At 35.3% G+C, this 23356-nt stretch carries 13 protein-coding genes and 1 pseudogene; 8 read left to right on the forward strand and 6 right to left on the reverse strand.

From position 1 onward, the window contains the following. Positions 1-46 precede the first annotated feature (46 nt). A complete protein-coding gene (locus tag FND99_RS00095; protein ID WP_144335968.1) occupies positions 47-2395 on the reverse strand; it encodes a mechanosensitive ion channel family protein in 2349 nt (782 codons plus the stop codon). A gap of 181 nt (positions 2396-2576) precedes the next feature. Here FND99_RS00095 and FND99_RS20275 point away from each other — a divergent pair. After that, positions 2577-3215: pseudogene (locus tag FND99_RS20275) on the forward strand (Pr6Pr family membrane protein). A gap of 47 nt (positions 3216-3262) precedes the next feature. Here FND99_RS20275 and FND99_RS00105 read toward each other — a convergent pair. The 4 genes from FND99_RS00105 to FND99_RS00120 all read right to left on the reverse strand — a co-directional run bounded on the left by FND99_RS00105 (position 3263) and on the right by FND99_RS00120 (position 8593). Further along, the gene (locus tag FND99_RS00105; protein ID WP_144335970.1) at positions 3263-4270 is read right to left on the reverse strand and encodes an FAD:protein FMN transferase; all 1008 of its coding nucleotides are present in this window, start codon (positions 4268-4270) and stop codon (positions 3263-3265) included. Between the two features lie 12 nt (positions 4271-4282). Beyond that, complete coding sequence (locus FND99_RS00110; protein ID WP_144335971.1) at positions 4283-6466, reverse strand: PepSY domain-containing protein; 2184 nt, start codon at positions 6464-6466, stop codon at positions 4283-4285. Between the two features lie 48 nt (positions 6467-6514). Then, positions 6515-6997: a DUF2271 domain-containing protein gene (locus tag FND99_RS00115; protein WP_144335972.1), complete on the reverse strand. Its 483-nt coding sequence runs from the start codon at positions 6995-6997 to the stop codon at positions 6515-6517. Positions 6998-7114: 117 nt separating this feature from the next. Beyond that, positions 7115-8593, reverse strand: a complete 1479-nt coding sequence (locus FND99_RS00120; protein ID WP_144335973.1) for an ankyrin repeat domain-containing protein — start codon at positions 8591-8593, stop codon at positions 7115-7117. Between the two features lie 360 nt (positions 8594-8953). On the opposite strand from FND99_RS00120, the gene FND99_RS00125 reads away from it, so the two are divergent. From FND99_RS00125 to FND99_RS00155, 7 genes are all read left to right on the forward strand, one after another. Beyond that, positions 8954-10555 carry a Na+/H+ antiporter gene (locus FND99_RS00125; RefSeq protein ID WP_144335974.1) on the forward strand — a complete coding sequence of 534 codons (1602 nt, stop codon included), beginning with the start codon at positions 8954-8956 and terminating at the stop codon, positions 10553-10555. Positions 10556-10764: 209 nt separating this feature from the next. Beyond that, positions 10765-11796: a LacI family DNA-binding transcriptional regulator gene (locus tag FND99_RS00130; protein ID WP_144335975.1), complete on the forward strand. Its 1032-nt coding sequence runs from the start codon at positions 10765-10767 to the stop codon at positions 11794-11796. 576 nt (positions 11797-12372) lie between these two features. Beyond that, on the forward strand, positions 12373-15540 hold the full coding sequence (locus tag FND99_RS00135) for a SusC/RagA family TonB-linked outer membrane protein (RefSeq protein ID WP_144335976.1): 3168 nt from the start codon (positions 12373-12375) through the stop codon (positions 15538-15540). Between the two features lie 13 nt (positions 15541-15553). Next, on the forward strand, positions 15554-17185 hold the full coding sequence (locus FND99_RS00140) for a RagB/SusD family nutrient uptake outer membrane protein (RefSeq protein ID WP_144335977.1): 1632 nt from the start codon (positions 15554-15556) through the stop codon (positions 17183-17185). A gap of 35 nt (positions 17186-17220) precedes the next feature. Then, positions 17221-18585, forward strand: coding sequence for a glycan-binding surface protein (locus FND99_RS00145; RefSeq protein WP_144335978.1), 1365 nt, complete (start codon positions 17221-17223; stop codon positions 18583-18585). Positions 18586-18597: 12 nt separating this feature from the next. Next, positions 18598-20799, forward strand: a complete 2202-nt coding sequence (locus FND99_RS00150; protein ID WP_144335979.1) for an endo-1,4-beta-xylanase — start codon at positions 18598-18600, stop codon at positions 20797-20799. A 330-nt stretch (positions 20800-21129) separates the two neighbouring features. After that, positions 21130-22716 carry a GH35 family beta-galactosidase gene (locus FND99_RS00155; RefSeq protein WP_246074135.1) on the forward strand — a complete coding sequence of 529 codons (1587 nt, stop codon included), beginning with the start codon at positions 21130-21132 and terminating at the stop codon, positions 22714-22716. 145 nt (positions 22717-22861) lie between these two features. Here the strand turns inward: FND99_RS00155 and FND99_RS00160 are convergent, their stop codons facing one another. Further along, a complete protein-coding gene (locus FND99_RS00160; protein WP_144335981.1) occupies positions 22862-23287 on the reverse strand; it encodes a DoxX family membrane protein in 426 nt (141 codons plus the stop codon). Positions 23288-23356: the final 69 nt, after the last annotated feature.

Genomic DNA, 23356 nt, shown 5'->3' on the forward strand with positions numbered 1-23356 from the left:
TTTCGGGACGTTTTTTTTATTTTAAATAGTTTTGATTAATCAGATATTAAGTAGAAAAGGTCAATCCTTTTGCTTTAAAATTGCTGAACAAAACCTGGCGTGCACTGCTAATACTTTCTTCGGTACGGTAAATACTGCACCAAAATTTAATCAAGAGTTTATATTTTCCATCAGAAATTGCCGTGTAGAATATTTGAGGCGCTTTTTCAAGATTAATTAGCGGAATATTTTCAAGTGCTTGCATGACAATTTCATTTATAGCATCTGGAGTAGTGTCGCCAGTAATCTCGATTGAAATTTCGACAAGTTTAAAATTGTCGGTATACGTCCAGTTTGTAATGTTTTGCGATAGTAAATTTCCATTCGGAATAATAATTTCGGCACCATTTGGCGCATTGATTTTTGTAGTTCTTAATCCCATTGATTTCACTCGTCCAGATTCGGAACTAATTTCGATAACGTCACCAATCTGAATCGGTTTGTCAAAAATCAAAATGACACCCGATACAAAATTATTGACCACATTTTGAAGCCCAAGTCCAACCCCAACCCCAAGTGCGCCTAAAAGAATACTTAGTTTGTCTAATGGCATTCCTGAAGCCGCAACGGCTAAAAGATAACCGGCAATCAAAACAAGAAGTCTGGTAATTAGTAATTTAGAATGTTGCCTTTTGTTGACGTTTTCTTCGTTTTCATCATCGATTTCACCAAAAAAGTAAGCTACATATTTTTGAAGAAGATGCGCAATCCAAATAATGATAAAGAATAAAACAATATTTCCTAAAGTAAACGTAATGCTTCCGATCGTGTTTGGATGGCTTAATAAATCTCCTAAAGAAGTTCGAAGTGATTCCCAAATATTTAGATTAGAAGCAATCACCACAAGCCACATATAGCTGAGAACGATGACAAAAGGCTTTTTTAAAGTGTCCGATAAACTTTCGTAATCAAAAATCTTTTCTAAACCGCGCTTAATTCTTGTCGTATAGATTTGAAGCAGAATAACTTCCAGAATGATCTTTAATAAAACACTCAGTGCAACAATCTGCGTAAGCGAAATAAAAGCCGTAAGTGTGAGCATATTAGAAAGAGAAACTCTTCCAAAAAGATTATAAAGGATCGATAAACCATTAAAACCAATAAAAATAATGCTTGCCCATTTAAAGAATCCTTTGATATACAATTGATCTTTAATGCTTTTGATTTGCACCAATCCATATCGTATTCCCAGAATATTAATTACAATGAAAGCACAACGTTGTATAAAACCAACTTCTATAAATAAATCAAGAAAGCAAAGCGTGAAGAAAAGTCCCATCAAAAGCAACCAATTTTTCATTGATTGTGCTGACCATTTATTTTTGAAAAGTATCGTAAGAACGCCAAGCAAAATAAGCTGAAGCATTTCTAAAAACAGAGCAGGAGCATATAAATTACTGACAACGGCAATATTAAGTCCAATTACAAGAACAGGAATCAACACACCTCGATTTAAATAATTAAAGTTAAAAAGAGTCAGATTTTCAGCGTATCCGTTTTCTTTCAGGTATTTTATATTTCGGAAAATGTACCAAAACAAAATTCCCATAAAGAACAATAAAGTAATTAATCCGCCGGCGCGGTAACTGAGATAATAGGAAGCAACGCTTTTCTCAATAATTACTTTTGCTCTTATATTTTGCGATACTTTTTTCTTAGGTACAGAATCGTTTGTACTCCATAAAAACGGATATTCTTTCCTAAGAATACTAATTCCAGATTGTTCCAGTTTGTTTTCAACAGTAATCAAGGCGTTTGATACTGCAATTTTTCTTTCAACAGTCAGCTTTTTTTTGTTGTTTAAAATCCCTTGATTTTTAGTCATCAAACTGTCTGTTGCCAGATATCTTTTTTTAAGGTTGGCGAATTCCTTTTTGAATTGCTTACGGCGAACAGTATCTTTTATGAGTTCCATAAAAGTTTTGTCTTTATGCAAATCGACAAACCTAGTTTTGATTTTTTCTAGATTCGCATTTCGGGAATTGATGGCCGCATTTTGGTCTTCCAGTTCCTGCTGAATCTCTTTCAGAACAATGCGATACATTTGCTGATTACGCACATTCGGATTTGCACCTTTTAAACTTGTTAAGATGAGATCAATTTTGCTTTGCGTTCTTTTGATTTCACCAAATAAATGATGTGTTGCGCCATCAAAATCGGCATCATTGTAGGCAGACTCCATAACCTCGCCCGCTTTTTCAATTGCCATCAGGTAATCGCTGTCGGTTGTGGTTTTTTCAAATAATTTTGGATGGTTTTCTTTTTTCTGCGGAGTTGTTTGCGAATGTGCAATTGGCACAAAAAATAAGACTGCTAATAAGGCGAATAAGTAGAGATAATTTCTTTTTAGAATCATAATTTAAGAATGAAATTTGGGTTTTCAAATTTAATTTTTTTTGCCAATTTCTAAGCTCTAATTAAGTAAATATTAGGAAAAATCAACATTAATTTTTTTGCTTTTTTAATGAAATTTATAAAATGAGATATAGCAATTCGAAATAAAATTTTTATTTTAGTAAGCTCACTTTAAGTAAAATATGGGAAAACAAAATACCACAAAAAGAAAGATTTTGCCGAGTATTATTTTTATCTTGGAATTGTACGCACTGCCTGTACAATTTTATTTATTATTAAATGGATCTGAATTTACTTTTTTCAGTGCAACAGTGCGCTTTTTTAGTTTTTTTACTATTCTGACCAATTCAATAGTTTTCTTATGGGCAGGAATGTTTTTATTTAAAGGAAAATCGAACAGTAAATCTTTTTTTTCAAGATATACAACAATCACTGCTATAACAGTTTACATCATGATTGTTGGAATTGTTTTTAATGTACTTTTACGTTCTATTGCTCATTTAGATGGCCAACATCGTATTGTCAGCGAAATTTTTCATGCCGTTGTACCGTCTTTATTCTTTATTTATTGGTTTTTTGTTGTCCCTATAGAAAAGATCTCTTTTAAGGTTATTTTGCTTTGGCTGATTTATCCGATTATTTACATGATTTAGACTCTGCTTCACGGAATTTCGACCAATTTTTATCCTTACCCTTTTGTTGATGTAACAAAAATAGGCTTTGAAAAAGCAATTATAAATGGATTTTTTGTACTGATAGCGTTTGTAATTTTATCTAGTATTCTGATTTTCATTTCTAATAAAAGAAATAAAATTATCTAAAAAAAACTCAGTAGCTTAGAATCTTAGCACCTTAGTACCTAAAAAAATTAAAATTTAGCCTTAAAATGCTTTATATTAAAATTTTTAGACTTGATTACCTTTCCTTTATCCGTAATCATCAAGCAAGAATATTCAGGGTATTTTTGAATTAAAAGCAAGCCTTCTTTTTGGCCTAAAACCATTGACGAAGTGCTTAATCCGTTTGCAGTTTCGGCATTTGGACCAAAAACAGTTACGCTGCACAAACCCGTTGCAGGATAGCCCGTTGCCGGGTTAATAATATGCGAATAACGTTTTCCATTAAAAACAACAAATTTTTCATAACTGCCTGAAGTAGTAACAGCTTGTTCTTCAAGCGGAACAACTGCCAAAAGCTTTTCAGGATTAAACGGATTTGTAATACCAATTTTCCACGGTTTTCCGTTTGGTTGTTTTCCCCAAGTGCTCATGTCGCCAGAACCGTTTATTATTCCTGCTTTTATCCCTTTTGCAATCATCATGGCGCGACATTTATCGGTGGCATAACCTTCTCCTAGAGCACCAAAACCAATTTTCATTCCCTGAAGTTTAAGGAAAATTGTTGACTGAACGCTGTCCAAAATAATGTTTTTATAGCCAACTTTCTCAACCGATTTTTTTATGGCTTCCGCCGAAGGCATTTCGGTCATGGAGCCGTCAAATTTCCAGATTCTGTCCATAGCGGCAAAGCTCACATCAAATCCACCATTGGTTATTTCAGATAATTTTATGGCTCTTTTTGCAAGTTCAAAAACTTCTCGGTCGACTTTTATAGGCTTTATTCCAGCATTTTGATTGACTTGAGAAACTTGAGAATCGGGTTTCCAGTCGGATATTAAGTTTTCAATTCTAGTAATTTCAGCAATTACTTCATTTATATTTTGTTCTGCTTCAAGCGAATCTTTGGCAACAATCGAAATATCAAATCTTCCGCCCATTAAAAGAGTAGTTCTTTTTCGCAACACTTGAGCATTGCCTGAAAAGAAGGATAAGATTGCAAAAAATAATAGTAACCAATATACTAATTTTGGTTTCATGATATAAATATTTTAATAGCAATCAGTTAAAAGCTGTCTGTTATTTTTATAATAAGATACGTTTTTAAGTCCGTTTGAAAGACATAATTCATCTAAAATAGTTTCAACATCTTTTTGCATTGCAAGCGAACCACAAATCATGATAGTGCCATTTTCTTTTAATAAATCAACAAAAAAGCTAGCATCTCTCTTTATTAAATCCATTACATAAAAATGTTCTGCTTCACGCGAAAAGGCCAAATGAAAATTTTGAAGCAGTTTTTTCTCCATCATTTCCGATGCGAATTTTTTGTAGCCAGAAACCATTTCCGTTTCCATTCGGAATCCAGAATACAAATGCGTTTCAGTTTTTCTCTTGTTTTGTTTGATCATTCCAAGAAATGGCGCAATTCCAGTTCCGTTAGAAATAAAAGCCACTTTTGATGTTTTCTTCGGAAAATGAAAAGCTTGATTATTGATGATTCTTCCTTTTATAACTTTCCCGACTTCTAAATTATTTAAGAAACCAGAACCCAATCCGTGCGGATGAAGTTTAACAACTAATTGTATGTTTCCAGTATGATTTCCAATCGAGTAGAGGCGTTCTCTGTTGTCATTTGCCGGATAAACTGCCAATAAATCTCCAGAAGTAAATTTGGTTCTTGCATTCGCTCTCAGCGTCACCAAGAAAGTCTGTTCTGATTCAGAAACTAAAGTTTTGTCTAAAACCATTAATTTCTGCAATCCTTTTGGAACATGACTGTAAAGCGAAGGTGTAGTTGCCAATGAAATTCCGGTTTTGGCGCTCCACAATTTCACCCATTCTACAAATTCTACCGCCGATTTATCATTGACAGTCTGCAATTCCAAGAAACGCTCCGTCCAGTTTTGTTTTTCTAAAAGCTGATCCATTTCAACGGCAAAACCGCAAAAGTCAGGATACGATTTTGAACCAAAACCAACCACAGAAAAATTGATTTTCTGTTCCTGATTGTGTTTTTTTAATAGCGAAACAAATTTTCCTCCATTAGATGGTGCGTCGCCTAAACCGTGTGTTGAAGAAAAAGCGATTATATGTTCTGCTTTTGGGAAAACTGTATAATTGTTTAGTTCCGAAATATGCGCTTTGTGTCCTTGATCGATTAATTGTTTCAGAATCGAATTGGCAAAACGCAACGTGCTTCCGTTTTCAGACCCCGCTAAAATAATGATCGAACTTTCGGCAGCTTTGAATTTGTTTTTAATTCGGCTCGCTCTTCGTTTTAACGTAATCGCAAAACCAGAATAAATAAAAAATAGTATATTAAGGCATGCGATTGCTAAAATAACCGCCCAAATGGCATTTATTCTTCCAGTATGAATATCAAGAGTTAAAGCTGCTAACTGAACCGTCATTGGTGAAAGCTTCTCTGTAATTATAGCTCCTGTAACTTGATTAACTTCAATTTCGCGGTCTTTTAATTCAATGATATAATATTCTTCGGGATCATCTGTAAAAGGAAATTCAATTTTCTTTACATCTTTCAAAAGCGTTTTTTCAAATACAGAAGTTTTTTTGGCTTCCGCCGAAAGTTCTGTTTTTACAGGCTTTGGCTTTTCATCTCCCATGAAAAAGTTGAATCTTTCGAGAGAAAGATAAGTTCCTGTAAGCGCAATAATTAAAATCGGAATTAAAGCTAATCTTCCAAAAACAACGTGGTAATATTGCGCAAAATATTCTTTGATTACTTTCGAAAAGAAATTACGAATTCCTCTTTGACGGCTCAAAACAAGCATAAATCCTGAAATTGCAATCAGAAACAATAAAAACGAAATTACGCCAACAAAAAAACGCCCCGTTTCGTGAAGAAACAAAGAGCGGTGAAGACTTGTAATCCATTGGATAAATTCACTTTTTTTTGCAGGAGTTCCTAGCGTTTTTCCTGTTTTTGCATCAATATAAGCGTTGATGTCATTTCCATCATCATCAATTGCTTGAAGTGTTACAAATTGATTGTAATCGATATTTACTTCTGTAATTTCAGCATATTTCTTTTTTAAAACAGGAAGCGTCTGACCAAGAGTCAATGAATCAAAATTTTCTGTTTTGTATGGCAAAGTCTTTTCCTGAACAGCATCTACAGCCAAAATGATTCCAGTTACGGATGCCAGCAGTAAAAACAAAGAAGAAAACAAAGCCAAGGCTAAGTGTGTGTAACGCCAAAAAGAAAGTGTCATTGAATGAAAGCTAAAAGGTAATCAAATGTAAATTGGGAATGTAAGGTATTAAATTTTGTTTAATCTTACATATCTGATGTAGCCTTTTCCTTCAGTTTTATCAGCAAGACCAGCTGTTGTCAATGGAATTTCAAGATCACTTACGTAATATTTTTGGTCCTCAACAGCCGACTCAAATCGTAGTTTATAACCTTTATTCAATTTAGAATCATCGATTTCAAAAGTGGTAACACTGCGGTCGCCTCCAGTAACTGACGCACCTGAAATAGCGCTAACATCATCACCTTTTGAAGTATGAAATTTGTTCCATTCTTTCAATGATTTGTACCATTTTTTATCATCGCCCATTACATAAAGAGTTTTCTCGTATTCGCCTTTTGGATTGATTAAAGAAACTACGATATATGCGCCTTCTCCCATATAATTTGCCATTTGAAGCATACATTTATATTTGCTTGTTTGCGCATTAGACTGAAAAGAAATAAGGCAGATAAGTGTTGCAGTAAGTGCGATTTTGAATATTGATTTCATTTTAATTATTAATTGTTATTTGTGAAATGTAATATGTGAAATGTAATATGTGAAAAAATGAGTAAAAATTCGAAATCTACTTTTCATTTCTCACATATTACATTTCACAAAAAAAAATTATTTTAAAAATTCAATTGATATATTTTGTTTTGTAAGCGACTCGTTTTCTTTAGCTAAAGCGTAAGCACTTTCGTCAAACTCAGTTGTGATTTCTTTTTTAGCACCAATTGAAAGCAAGTACTTTAAAATCGTATCGTCTTTTGCGACCATCGCAGCTTTATGAAGTGCTGTGATTCCGTTTTTGTTTTTAGCATTTACATCAATATTTAAAACAGCTAATTTTTTCAGTAAAGAAAGATCGTTTTTCGCTGCTGCAAAATGATATAAAGTACTTCCATCTTTTTGAGGTGAAGCAAGATTCAAGCCTTTTTCCTGTAATAATTTTGCTTTTGCATCAAAAGTATCTTGTTTAGGATCTGGTTTGTAAGCTTGTACCAAGTAAAAACCTAAATTGTTTCCGTCTTTATCCAAAACTTTTACATCAGCGCCTTTTGCTAATAAAAGAGCAACAGCATCTGGAGTTCCAGATTTAACTGCCATTGTCAATGCCGATTCTCCTTTTGGATTTTGCAAATTGATGTTTTTTGCAACAGGCAATAATATCTCAAGCGAACCATTTTCTCTAGCTCCCGCAGCAAGCATAAATGGCGCATTTCCATCGCTGTTTACTTTGTTTGCATCCACATTTTTTGAAAGGAAGTACGCAATGATTTCTTTCTGGTTTGGTTTTGCGGCCAATAAATGAAGTACATTTTCCCCCGATTTACTAGTTACAGTTGGTTTTAATTTCAAATCTTCAACTAGAAATTTGTATGCGTCAAGCGAAGTTGTTTCTCTGCGGTTTCCTTGTGTTGCAAACAAAAGTGCGTTGTCAGTAGGTTTTACTTTTCTGTCTAATAATTTTTTCAGAAGCGCGATATTTCCTGTTCTAGCTGCATAATCAAATGCAGTGCTGCCGTTTTTGTCGGTATCTTTAAGCGAAAGACCTTTTGTAGTTAAAAAATCGGCAAGTTTTAAATCTTTGTCAGATGCGATGCCTAAAAGCAATAAATTTTCTCCGTCTTTATATTTTTTCTTCGGATCAATTCCAGCTTTAAAGAAAGCCTCATAAAGCGCCGGATCAGATTGTCCGCTTGTCGCAGCAAAAACTAAAGGCGTAGTGCCGTGGCTGTCTTCAAAATTAACATCAGATCCTTTTGAGATTAAATACTGAACTAATTCGGTATTGCCTCTGTAAGCAGCCCAATGAAGGTAAATACGATTATCGTGCGTAGATTTGTTGATTGGATTTCCTGGTTGGTCTAAAAGGAAAGTTATAGTTGCAAAAGGTGCATCGTTATTGATCGCTAATGTTGTAACGTCAAAAGCATTTGCATTGGCTTCAGCCGGATTATTTCCTTTGGCGATTTCAGCTTTAACTGTATTTACATCTGGAGTGGTTTTCCAAAATGAAGCATCTAATAAAGTATTTTTTTGCTGTGCATTAACGAAAAAAGCGGTAGTTAATGCCAAATAAAGAAAGATATTCTTTTTCATATTTTGGTATTTGTTGTTTTTCAGTACGTTAAGATTTGTTTGTTCTTTTTGATGAAAATCATTTGTGAAAACGATTCTATTTAGAATAAATAAAAATAACGCAAATGTAAAAATTAATATCAGTAAATCAATTTATTTGGCTCAGAAACTTTGCTCTTAAGCATATTTTAAGAGTTTTTTTATCTCATTCAGCTTTTATAAGACCTATAAAGGGGATAAAAGTTTAATTTCATTTTAAAATTATTTCTAAAACAAAAAAGAAGATAATAATCATTAAATATTAATTTAGTAGCCGTTTCCCAATCCCGTCCCAAAGTTTTAGGATTGGAATAAAATTTGAAAACCAAAAACAATCTGTAAATGGAGAATATTACTGTAATCATAATGTTGCTGTTTGGAGTCGCTTTTTTGAGCTTAATAAGCAAAAGATATAATTTTCCAATTCCTATCGTACTGGTACTTTGCGGTGTAGCCATCAGTGCAGTTCCTGGACTTCCTGTTGTCGCTTTAAATCCAGAAGTGGTTTTTATTATCTTTTTGCCACCGCTTTTATATCATGCAGCTTGGTACACAAGCTGGTACGAGTTTAAAAAAACGATTCGCCCAATTACGCTTGCTGCCGTGGGACTTGTTTTGTTTACTACATTTGCTGTCGCTGTTGCCGCACATATGCTTATAGATGATATCTCTTGGCCGTTAGCATTTTTGCTTGGCGCTATTGTTTCGCCTCCAGATGCTGTTTCTGCAACTTCGATTACAAAAGGACTTGGATTGCACCCAAGATTGATTGCCATTCTGGAAGGCGAAAGTTTGCTCAACGACGCGAGCGGACTTGTAGCGTACAAATATGCATTAACCGCCATAATCGCTGGAAACTTTGTGTTATGGGAAGCTGGACTTAATTTCTTCATTATGTCGAGTTTAGGAGTTGCAATCGGACTTTTGGTTGGGTATGTAATGAGTATTATTCACAAGAAATTTGTCTGTGATGATATTATTGAAGCGACTTTGACGCTTTTAACGCCTTTTGCCTCCTATTTAATTGCTGAGCATTTTGAATGTTCGGGAGTTCTTGCAGTGGTAACAACGGGACTTTTTCTCTCGGCGAGATCTGGAAGTATTTTCACGCACGAAAGCCGTATGATGGCTGGAACAATTTGGAATATTCTGACCAATATATTAAACGGACTGATCTTTATATTAATAGGTCTGCAGCTTCGTGATATTATTTCGGGAATTAGCAACTATTCGGGAACTTCTTTGTTTTTATGGGGCGCAAGTATCAGTGCCGTAGTTGTTTTAGTGCGTTTTTTGTGGATTATTCCGGCGACATTGGTTCCGAGATTCCTCAGCAAAAAAATCCGCCAAAATGAAGAATTTGATTACCGAAACATGATTATTTTTGGCTGGTCAGGAATGCGTGGCGTTGTGTCAATGGCTGCAGCATTGGCTTTGCCATTAATGTTGAATGAAAAAGAAGGATTTCCATTTCGAAACCTTATTATTTATCTGGTTTTCTGCGTAATACTTTCTACATTAGTAATTCAGGGATTAACACTTCCGTGGCTTATTAAAAAATTAAAGTTAGAACCTTATTCTATTTTGGCCGAAGAATATGAAATTCGGAATGTGATTGTTTCAGAAACTATTGCACATATTGAAGATAATTTTTCGCTATTAAATGATGATTTGCTTCATAATATCAAAAGCAAATATGAAGTAAAATTTAACCGTTTGCAGAAAACTGAACTTCCGGCAAATTTCTTCGGAAAAGGCAATGTAATGGGAGGGGAGATTTTCAATGATTTTACGAAATTACAGATTGATCTGCTTAATGTTGAGCGTGCAAAATTAGAATTGATGCACAAAAATGGCTCAGTAAATGAAGAGATTTTCAGAAAGATAGAAAAAGAACTGGATCTTGAAGAAACGCGCCTTTGGATGGAAATGTATGAGGAATAAAATAATTAGATAATTAGATAATTAGAAATTTAGATAATTAATAAACTCAATGAAAGAAAAGACTTTGCGACTTTGCGTCTTTGCGAGCAATTTTCGTTATTAGAGGAGAAACATAAAAAAAATACATCCATTAGTAATAGTGGATGATTTTTTTAGACAAGCATAATGTTGTAAAATAACTTATATTTACATCTCATATTATTTATTTTATGGAAGAGAATAAACATGTAACGATCTACGATATTGCCGAAAAGCTGAATTTAGCGACATCTACAATCTCAAGAGCTTTAAAAGATCATCATTCAATAAGTGATAAAACAATAAAAAAAGTCAAAAAAGCGGCTAAAGAAATGGGGTTTGTTCCCAATACTCTGGCGGCAGGACTGCGTGGAAATAAAACAAAAACGATTGGCGTTTTGATTCCGACAGTTACACAGCCCTTTTTATCATCTTTAATTAGTGGTATCGAAATCACGGCGCAAAAATCGGACTATTCTGTAATTATTATGCAGTCGCACGATTCCTATGCCGAAGAAGTTAATATGGCCAAATCCTTATACAGCAATCGTGTAAGTGGTGTCATTTGTTCGCTGGCCATGGAAACGAGAGATACTGCGCATTTTGAGCAGTTTTCAAATAATAATATTCCGCTTGTTTTTGTAGACAGGGTTCCGAAGGATTATAATACTTTTAGAGTTGTAATTGATAACTATTCGGCTGGATATAAAGCCACAAAGCATCTTATTGAGCAAGGTTGTCTGCGTATTGCGCATTTAACCGCTGGTGCCGAATTCGGAAACCTTTATAATGAAAGAAAAAGAGGTTACATGGAAGCTTTAAGAGATCACAATTTGCCTATAATTGAAGAATTGATAGTTGACTTAAAGTCGGTTACATATGGAGATGGTGTAAAGGCAAGCAATAAATTATTTGATTTGAAGCCAATTCCGGACGGTATTTTTGCTTCGGGAGATATCATAGCAGCAAGTGCCGTGCAGACAGCAAAGAAAAGAGGAATCAAAGTTCCTGAAGAATTGGCGGTTATCGGTTTTAATAATGACCCAATTTCTGAAATTATTGATCCTAATTTATCTACTATTACACATCCAGCAGAAAAAATGGGGAAAGCAGCAGCTGAAATCATTATAAAAAATCTAAAATCCCTCAAAGAAAGCGAAGTACAGGAAATTACATTCTTAAATACTGAAGTGCTAATAAGAGAATCTTCAGATAGAAAATAAAAAAGAACAGAATATTTAAGTAATTAATCCCTAGATTATTACTGACTTCATAAACTTATTTAAAGCAAAGAAAAAACTCCCGTAAGATTGTATTACGGGAGTTTTTTTGTTTTTGTAAGCAACCGATTGTTCATTTGTGTTAATTTTTCTGAATAAAATAGCGAAGCATTAATTTGCAATGATGCGCTCAAAGAACATTAAGTTTACTTACAGTTTACTCTATGATAATCTTGTAAGTGGAAAATCAAAAAAAAGTAAAATTTAATTTTTGTATTTTTTTTAGTTTTTTTGGCAAAACATAAATTTATCTACAACGTTTTCGTTATTACTCATGCTTCAATTGTTAAAAATTCAAAATTTTATCATAAAATTTGCATTATGTATTTTTTAAACTATAATTTTTTTAATTATTCAAATAAAAAAATTGCACAACCGGTTGTGTGTTGTTGTATTTTATATATATTTGTTCAAACAAAGATTTATTTTGGCTTTCATTATGATTCAAATAAAGTCCTAATAAGTGTTTAAAAAAAATAACCAACTAACCATACTATTAACTAATTAAATCAACCATTTATGACTAACTATTTAATTACTAAAAGCAAATGGAAATACTTTGAAAATCTAGGGCTCCTATTCCTGATGTTCGTATTTTCTGCTGCGGTAAATGCACAAACCACCGTATCTGGAGTAGTTTCAGATGCAAATGGACCAATACCAGGAGTTAATATCGTTCTGAAGGGAACAAACGTCAATGCAGTTTCAAATTTTGATGGAGCCTATACGATTTCAACATTGCCATCAAACGGAGTTTTGGTTTTCAGTTTTATTGGATACAAAACCAAAGAAGTAACGGTTGGAAATCAAACCAAAATAAATATTACCCTTGAAGAAGATTCAAATGACTTGAAAGAAGTTGTTGTAGTAGGGTACGGAACGATGAAAAGAGGTGATTTGACTGGTGCGATTTCATCTATTTCAAGTAAAGCAGTAGCAGAATCAGTTACTACGACAGTTGATCAGCTTTTGCAAGGGCGTGTAGCCGGGGTTCAAATTCAGGCAAACAGTGGTGCGCCGGGAGCGAGCTCTTCAGTTCGTATTCGTGGAATCAGTTCACTTAATGGATCAAATGAACCTATATATGTAATCGACGGTGTAATTATTGACGGTACTGCAAGTGCACTAATGTCAAATCCGTTGGCATCAATCAATCCGAATGATATCGTTTCGATGGATGTTTTAAAAGATGCTTCTGCAACCGCAATTTACGGATCAAGAGCGGCAAACGGGGTAATCATCATTACAACGAAACGTGGCAAAAAAGGAGACATGGCGCTTAATTTTGATAGCTATGTAGGTTGGCAGGAAATTCCGAAACACTTGGATTTGCTTAATTTACAAGAATATGGAATACTTAAAAATACACGTGCTGATTTAGGAATTGTGCAGCGTGACAATACCTTCATCAGACCTGATTTATTAGGAGAAGGAACGGATTGGCAAAAAGAACTTTTTACAACTGCTTTGATGCAGAGTTATAATTTATCTGCTTCTGGGGGTACAGACAATACAACTTATGCATTGGGAATTGGCTATTTAGACCAAGAAGGTATTGCGATAGGTTCTGGTTTTGACCGTTTTAACTTAAGAGGTGTTATCGATTCTCAGGTAAAAAGCTATTTTAAAGTGGGAGTGAATTTTGCATTGAGCAAGACAAACCAAAAAACAACCGTTACAGATGATTCTTTGATTTTAACAGCGCTTAAACAAACTCCAAACGTTGCAGTTCGTAACGCTGACGGAACTTTTGACGGTCCAGATACAACGGAATTCGTACAAAACAACCCAATTGGATTAGCGTCAATCAAAGACAATCATAACATAAACTATAATATGAGAGCAAGTACGTATGCTGAAATCAGTTTTACTAAAGACTTGAAATTCAAATCACAATACTCTGTAGATTATAGTTTTGCAAACAACTACACATTTAGCCCATCATATACTTTTGGTGCGCTTGTAAATGACGTTCGCGAAGGAACAAGAACAAAATCAAACAGCGATTATTGGAACTGGAACAATATTTTGACATACAATAAAACGTTTGGTTCACACACTATCAACGCAATGCTTTCTCAGGAAATGCAGGAATCACACTGGGAAAATCTTTACGGCTACCGTTCTGGATATTTGACAAACGGCGCAACTGATTTGAATGCCGGCGACGCTACAACAGCTAAAAACTCAAACGGAAGCAACACAAGCGGACTAAGCTCTTATTTTGCGAGAGTATTTTATTCTTTCAACGATAAATATTTAGTAACAGGAACAATTCGTCGTGACGGTTCTTCTAAATTTACAGAAGATAACAGATGGGGCTGGTTTCCATCAGCTGCATTGGCTTGGAAAGTTTCAAATGAGGCATTCTTAAAAGACAGCAAAGTAATCAACAACATGAAATTGCGTTTGGGTTGGGGAGAAGTAGGTAATCAAAACGTACCAAACTTCGCTTATACATCAACTTACAATGCTTCGGCAACAAATTGGGGAACTGGACTTTTGGCAGCAAATACAGCGAACAAAGATTTGAAATGGGAAACTTCAAGCCAAACAAACGTTGGTCTTGATTTAGGATTCTTGAATAACAGAATCGAATTGACTACAGATGTTTACTATAAAAAGACAGATAATCTTCTTTTGCAATTGCCTCTTCCAGCGTATGTTGGTACAACAGGACAAGGTTCAACTTCATCTCCTTGGGTAAATGTTGGTTCGCTTGAAAATAAAGGTATTGAGTTTACTCTGAATACTTTAAACATGGACAGAAAAGATTTTTCTTGGAGAACAAATGTTACTTTCTCAATGAACAGAAGCAAAGTACTTTCATTGAATACAGAAACCGGAATTTTGAACAAAAGTATTCAACAAGGTTCAGATGTTACTGTTGTGACACGTACTGCAGTTGGACAGCCAATTGGTCAATTCTATGGATATAAAGTAATTGGACGTTTTGAAAACGCTACTGATTTCTATTATAAAGATAAAAACGGAGTAGTGCAGCCAACCGCTTTGCCAGAAGGAATGAAAATTGGTGAAAACGGCGTTTGGATTGGTGATTATATTTTTGAAGATGTCAATAAAGACGGTGTAATTAACGAAAAAGACCGTGATTATATTGGTAACGCAAATCCTGATTTTACTTTCGGTATCAATAACTCATTTTCGTTCAAAGGTTTTGATGTTAGTATTTTGCTGACAGGTTCTTATGGAAATGACGTTGTAAACTACCAAAGACGTTGGTTGGAAAATCCTAGAGAAAATACAAACTTATTGACATCGGCTTTAGGTTATGCACAATTAGAATTGATTGACCCAACAGGACCAAACGATTACCGTAACGTACACATTGTTGGCGGCGATCCTTACATGACAAGAATTGCAGCATCATCTGCTTCTTCATCATCAAATTACCGTTTCAGCAACCGATTTGTAGAAGATGGTTCGTATGTACGCGTTAAGAATATTTCTATCGGATATAATCTTCCACAGAAATTGTATTCTAGATACGGAATTTCGAATATCAAAATTTATTCAAATGCTCAAAATGTTTTAACATTTACGAAATATAAAGGGTATGATCCTGAGGTGGGTTCGCTAAACCAAGATGCACTTTTAACAGGTATTGACAACGGACGTTATCCTTCGCCAATGATTACAACACTTGGATTAAATGTTAATTTCTAAAATATTGCAGACAATGAAAACAAAAAAAATATTATACTCGGTTCTTTTGATCGCATTACCATTTGTTTGGACTAGTTGCAGTGATCTTTTAGATGTTGAACCCCAAGATCAAATTACAAAAGAAAATTTTTATAAGTCGGAGGCCGATTTTCAAGCTGCGACTGGACCACTTTACAATAAAGTTTGGTTCGATTTCAACGATAAATTTTACTATGGTTTAGGCGACGGACGCTCAGACAATTTGTACGCTCCGTATTCTGACTACGTTTATCCTTTTACCGATTTATCTGAAACAGGATTGACAGGACCTTTAGTTTCGGCTTGGGGATCTTTATACAATGTTGTACAACAGTCAAATAACGTTATAAACGGTATTTCAGACAGCAGCGTAAGTACGGCAATCAAAAACAAATACATTGCCGAAGCTCGTTTTATGAGAGGAACGGCTTATTGGTACTTGGCTTCACTTTGGGGCGATGCGATTATTACAACTGACCCGAGAGAATTGGTTAAAAACCCAATTGTGAACAAAAGCCCTATGAAAGATGTTTATGAATTTGCGATTCGCGATTTAGAATTTGCTGCAAAATATCTTCCTGAGCAGGCTGGACAAGCAGGACGTTTGACAAGATACAGCGCTTTCGGAATGCTTTCTCGTGTTTATTTGTCTTTTTCTGGTGTGAGCGATAATCCAAACAGCGGAACTAGAAAACAAGAATATCTTGATTTGGCTAAAAAAGCAGCTGAAAAAGTAATCAATTCTGGACCATATAAATTAATGGCAAATTATGCTGATTTATTCAAAATTGACAATAACAATAATACAGAATCGATGTTTGCGCTTCAATGGGTTCCAAACGGAGATTACGGAGTAAACAATACACAACAAGCCTATTTTGCATTAGGTTCTGATATTACGGGCGACGATGCAGCTTGGGGTTATTGGACAAGAGCTTCATATGATGTTCTGAAAGAATATGAGTCAAAAGACGCACGCCGTAAAGCAACTTGGATGGGTGATGACGATTTTTACCCAGAAATAAACAAATCAAACGGCGGTTATACAGTTGATCACTCAAAAGATTTCTTGACAGTGAAAAAAGGTGTTGTTGGTTCTACAAAAGACAATTCAAAAACAACGCGTATGAACTCAGGCTTGAATACTTACATGCTGCGTTTAGGCGAAGTGTATTTGAATTATGCAGAAGCGGCTTTAGGAAACAATGCTTCAACTGCAGATGCATTGGCGATCAGCGGTGTAAACTTGCTTCGTCAGCGTGCTGGACTTGATCCAAAAGCAACTTTGACATATGCTGATATTATTCACGAAAGAAGAGTAGAATTATGTATGGAAGGTCAATATTGGTATGATTTAGTTCGCAGATCGTATTACAAACAACAGGAAGTAATAAATTATGTAACGGCTCAAAATAGAGGAACTATCGTACCAATTTTATATGATACTGCAACAAATACAGTTTCAATTGATGCTTCAAAAAGCAACAGTTCGCGCTCGATTGGAGTAATTGATGCAACGATTTTCTTGCTTCCTTATCCAGAATCAGAATTGGTTCAGAATCCGTTGTTGAGAGAAAATCCGGTTCCGTATCAATTTACAGAAGAAAAAATCAAAGACTTATTCTAATCAGACTGAAAATAATAAATCTAAAAGAAGATTATATGAAATATATTTTAAATAAAAAGTATTGGGCACCCATCGCATTTCTTGGGATGATGGTTTTTAGCATGCTTTTTACTGCCTGTGATAATAATGACGGCGCGAGTAAACAAATAGTGATAAGCAAAGTATTTCTGGAAGATGTAAATTCATCTGTTCCTGACAGAGAAGTGACTTTTGCCCGATTAGGACAAACATTGCGTATTGAAGGTTCTGGATTTACGGGATTAAGAAGAGTTTTTATAAACGGGTATTCAACGTATTTTAATGTTGTTTTTGTTTCTGATAATTCGATGATTCTGAGCGTTTCATCTGATACACCAACAATTGATGCCGATCCTGCTGTAAGAAATACGATTCGTTTTGTAAATGATAATACTGAAACGACTTTCAATTTTGATATTCGTTCAGGAAAACCTGCAATCACAGATATTTCGAATACAATGCCTAATCCTGGTGAAATTATTACCGTTTCAGGTTCTGGTTTGACCGAAGTTAAAAAAGTAGTTTTCCCAGGAAACGTTACCGTTACAACCGGAATTGTTTCAGATCCTGACGGAGAATTCTTTACAGTTGCAATGCCAAACGGCGTTTCGGACAATGGAGGTTCATTATTTGTTGAAGGTTCAAACGGAGGCGTTTATTCTCCTGCTTATTTCAACTTTAAAAAAGGAGTCCTTTTAAATTTTGACGGACTAGGACAACACGGATATTGGGGAACAAGTACAAGTATGATTCAGCCAACAGATTTAGAATCGGCTGCAATTGGAACAGGGAATGTTTCTCAAGGAAAATATGTACCGCATCGTCCGGCTCGTATCGCTTCTTTTGATGCTGGAAAAAATCGCCTTTCAGAAGTTTGGACAGCAGGAAACGGAGTAGATAATTGGAGAGCGCAATTGACGCCTTATATTCCGGCAAGTACGCCATTGGACAAAGTTGCATTTCAATTTGATGTTTATGTTCCAGATGCTTGGAAAGATTCTGGTTTCTTAAAAATATGTATGATCAATAATTTTAATGGAGGAGAATGGGCTGGTGCTGTTTACAATTATGTTCCGTGGATTGTTGATGGAAAATCAGTTGATTTTAAAACAACAGGCTGGAAAACAGTTACGATTCCGTTGAACAAATTCTACGCTTGGTCTAAAGATGCATATACATTTGAAACTGTTTTGGCTTTCCGCGAAGCAGCAACTTATCAGAACTTCGGAATCTATTTCGAAAACTCAAATGTGAAGCTTAAAGATGTAACAGGAACTGCAAGCGAAGTCGAATTTGCAGCCAAAGCAACTTCTGTAAGAGTGTACACAGACAACTGGAGAATAGTTTCTTTGAACACGCCAGTTTATAACGATTTTAACTAAAATAGCATCAAAATGAAATATAAAAATATACTTCCAATAGCTGCCTTGTCTTTAATACTTTTGTCGTCTTGCGATGATAATTTAATGGACTGGGAAAAAGATCCGGAGCATGGTGCTGTAACTGGCGCAGAGCTTCCATTAGAATTAGTTGAAAAAATCAGCCGTTACGAGCCATTAAAAAACTACACCAATTTCGTTCTAGGAAACGGAATTGGAGCAGATTTGTACATGAACGACGCCGCTTACCGCAAAATTGTAAATGAAAATTTTGACGAAGTAACGCCGGGTTATGAAATGAAACACGGCGCAATGGTGAATTCAAAAGGAGAAATTAACTTCGCGACAATGGATGCTTTTATCGCCAAAACAAAAGAAGCAGGTTTAAGAGTTTTTGGACATACTTTAGTCTGGCATTCGAACCAAAATGCAAGTTATTTGAACAGCATTATTGCACCAACTGTAATTCCGGGTTCAAGTGGTACTAATACTTTAGATGTTGCGGGTTTAAAGACAGGAACTTTTGCAAACTGGGCAAGAAATAACCCAGGAAAAGGAATCAACATTGTGGCAAATTCTGGGCTTACGAGTACTTCTCAGGCAATTCAGCTGCAATCAAGCGCAACTTCTTCGGCGCCTTATAATTTACAGTTGACATCGCCAAATGTCCCTGTAAATATTGCTCATAACTATGAAATTTCATTTTACATTAAATCAGATGTTGCTGGAAAAGGGCGTATTTCGTTTAATGGCTCTTTAACAAACCAATATCCATATAAGGATTGGTACGCAACAGGAGGCGCTTGGACAGAAGCTTTTGCTACAACATCAACTTGGCAACAGGTAAAAATTAAATTGGCTCCAGCCGATTTCAAAGCAGGAAGTACAAGTTTTCAGTTTAATTTAGATTTAGGCTACTTGCCAAATGTGACGTATTTAATTGACGTGAATACAATTGCGGTTGTTGATTTAGACGCGCCAGTTGGAGTTACTAACTTGGTTGCCAATGGTAAATTCAACACTGATCTTACCGGATGGTCAAAATATAATGGCGCAACCGATGCTTTAAGTCTTGCTGGAGCAGCAAATGCTTACGAAGGAAACGGTGCTATGAAAGTAGTAAATGCAACTGATAATTCAGGCGGAGAATGGAAAACACAGATTCATGCTGATTTCACATCAACATTAACAGCCGGAAAAAACTACACAATTTCATACATGATTCGTTCCGATGCTACTGGATCTGTACGTTGTTCATCAACAGGAGGAGCTGCACAATATCAAGGAAATCAAGCAACTTCTCCAACTTGGAAATTAGTTGAATGGAAAATAACGGCTGCGGGAACTGAAACAGGTTTTAACTTCGATTTAGGTTTATTAGCAGGAACATATTACATCGATAATGTTGTAGTTTCTGATGGAACGTCAAGCGGAGGAGCAACGCCACCGGTTAATATCGATAAAACCGATGCAGAAAAAACAACTATCATTGGTAATGCCATGACAGATTGGATTACGAAAATGATGAATCACTATAAAACAAGTGTTTTCTCTTGGGATGTTGTAAATGAACCAATGAAAGAAGACGGAATGTTAAGAAGTGGAAATGAAGGCGATACGGCAACAGATTATTTCTCTTGGGTTAAATATCTAGGAAAAGATTATGCGGTTACAGCATTCAAATTAGCTCGTGCAAATGGAAATCCGACAGACAAGCTTTTCATCAACGATTTCAACCTTGAATCAAGATTAGACAAATGCGACGGATTGATCGAATACGTAAAATATATTGAAAGCAAAGGTGCAACAGTAGATGGAATCGGAACTCAAATGCACATTTCGCTAACAACCGACAAAGACAAAATTGTTCAGATGTTCCAAAAACTAGCGGCTTCAGGAAAACTGATTAAAATTTCAGAGCTGGATATCAGATTAGGAACTGCTACACCAACAGTTGAACAACAAGCTTCGCAAGCGGCAATGTACCAATATGTTATCGATATGTACAAAAAATACATTCCGGCAGCACAGCAATACGGAATTACAATTTGGGGTGTTTCAGATAGTGTTAAAGAACACGAATACTGGCTTCCTAATGAGTCTCCAAACCTTTGGGATGCAAATTATGTTCGCAAACATGCATACAAAGGAACTGCTGACGGACTTGCAGGAAAAGATGTAAGTATTGGTTTTTCTGGTGAGTTAGTTAAAAAATAACGCATTGGGTGAAATAAAAAAGATACTTTAACACATAGTAACATAGATTTTTGTGTTGAAGAAAAGAGGTCAAAAGAAACAAGTTTCTACACATAGCTGAACTATGTGAATTTGAATTAGTGAAACGCCTTTTTTAAAACCTTCTGAAAACTATGTTTCTATGTGTTGAAAATAGTTTCACACTACGGGTAAAAAGTAATTTTTTAGTTTGAAGTGATCCATGACACAAACTCGGTTTCGGGTTTGTGCATGGATTATTTGTTTTCATAAATTTTTAAAATAATCAGCATGCTGTATTTTCTAAAAAAGAGATTTTTTCTGCTTTTTATAATGTTTCTTCAGTTTGGATTTTCTCAAGAAAAATTTCCGAATCTTCAAAAAAAAGGAAATAAAACGCAATTAATTGTGAACGGAAAACCTTTTATAATTCGGGGAGGAGAATTAGGAAATTCTTCAGCAACCTCTATGGAAAGTATGGAGCCAATTTGGCCCAAACTTACTGATATGAATTTAAATACCGTACTCACGCCAATTTATTGGGAATTGATCGAGCAGGAGGAAGGCAAATTTGATTTTTCTTTAGTCGATGATTTGATTCTCAGAGCCAGAAAGGAGAATTTAAAACTGGTTTTTCTATGGTTTGGCTCATGGAAAAACAGCATGTCAAGTCACGCCCCGACATGGGTAAAATTAAATCAGAAGAAATATCCTAGAATCAAAGACGATAAAAATAAAAGCCATGAAATTCTGACGCCTTTCAGCGAAAATAATTTAATGGCCGATGTGAATGCTTTTCAGAAATTAATGAAACACATCAAAGATTTCGATCAAAAAGAGCAGACTGTGATCATGATTCAGGTTGAAAATGAAATCGGAATGTTGCCAACTGCCAGAGATTATTGTCCGATGGCAAATGCAGCTTTTCAAAAAGAAGTTCCGTCTGAGTTCTTGAAATATCTTCAACAAAACAAGGAAAAATTAGTTCCTGAGTTTTTGGAAATTTGGAAGAAAAATGGTTTTAAAACCAAAGGAAATTGGGAACAAGTTTTCGGAAAAGGAATTCAAACCGACGAAATTTTCATGGCTTGGTACTTTTCAGAGTTTGCCAATAAAGTTGCCAGAGCAGGAAAAGAGGCTTATGCGTTACCAATGTTTGTAAACGCCGCTTTGAACGCGCCAGAAAAGAAACCGGGCGAATATCCGAGTGCAGGACCGTTGCCACATTTGATGGATGTTTGGAAAGCAGCTGGAACTGCAATTGATTTTCTTTCGCCTGATTTCTATAATCCTAATTTTAAGCATTGGAACGATTTGTTTACGAGTCAGGGTGATCCGTTGTTTATTCCAGAACATCGTTTTGATAACACCGCGCCCTTTAAAGGGTTATATGCAATTGGTCATTATGAAGCGATTGGTTTTTCGCCTTTTTCAATTGAATCGGTTGCTGATGCAAAAAAAGAGCCACTCGGAAAAATTTACGAATTAGTTAAACAATTAACTCCAATAATTGAAGCTAATAAAGGACAAGGGAAAATTGATGGTGTTTTATTAGACAAAGAAAATCAGTTGCAAATTATTCAAATGGGGAATTATGAATTCACTTTCAAACATGACTATACTTTGAATTGGTCAGATGGTGCAAAAGCCGAAGTTTGGCCAATGACAAGTGCTATTGTCATAGAAATTGCTCCCGACGAATTCTATATTTCCGGTTCTGGAATTGTGGTTACTTTTAAACCTTTAAAAAATAAAGAACTCAATGCCGGAATCTTAAAAACAGATCAAGGAATTTTTGAAAACGGAGTTTGGAAAACCATTCGACATTTTAACGGAGATCAAACACATCAAGGCCGACACATAAGAATTGCCGTTGATGATTATGAAATTCAGAGGGTAAAATTGTACTCTTTTGAATGAGGCTCAAAGGTTCAGAGGGGCAAAGTTGCAAAGGTTTTTCCCTTAGACTTAAACGCAAGAAACCCGACAGGTTTTTAAAACCTGTCGGGTTTACTATTTCACGAAAAAGAAACCTCTGTCCCTCTGAACCTTTGTCCCTTTGCACCTAATCCAAAGAAAAAGAAGTTCTATCAATTGCAGAAAGTGTTAAAGCCGCTGCAAAACTGGTAAAAACAGAATAATCTAAAGGCGCTTTTATAGAAATTGAAAAAGCCATACTTAATGCAAAAAGCAACATTAATCCGGCTGTTCCAAGTGCAGCATATTTGGTTTTAAAACCAATAATCAAAAGTATACTAAAGGCAACTTCGCAAAAAGTAGCTAATGCGCCCAAAACTTCAGCAACCGATTTACTGGCATAAGAATTCAGCGTTTGGGTATAAGCAATAAAATTCTCCCAATTTCCCCATGCAACTCCCGGCGCTCCCGGCGCTCCCCAAAAACCAAAACGATCAGCAACGGCAGAAAGCATTGTAATTCCTAGAAAGATTCTTAAAATAAAACCAGCATTTGATAATGATATTTTTTTCATTTGGACATTTTTTTATTTTTATTATTAAGTAAACCCGACAGGTTTTTAAAACCTGTCGGGTTTAGTATT

The sequence above is a fragment of the Flavobacterium daemonense genome (genome assembly GCF_007341385.1).
In the GTDB taxonomy this organism is placed as follows: domain Bacteria; phylum Bacteroidota; class Bacteroidia; order Flavobacteriales; family Flavobacteriaceae; genus Flavobacterium; species Flavobacterium daemonense.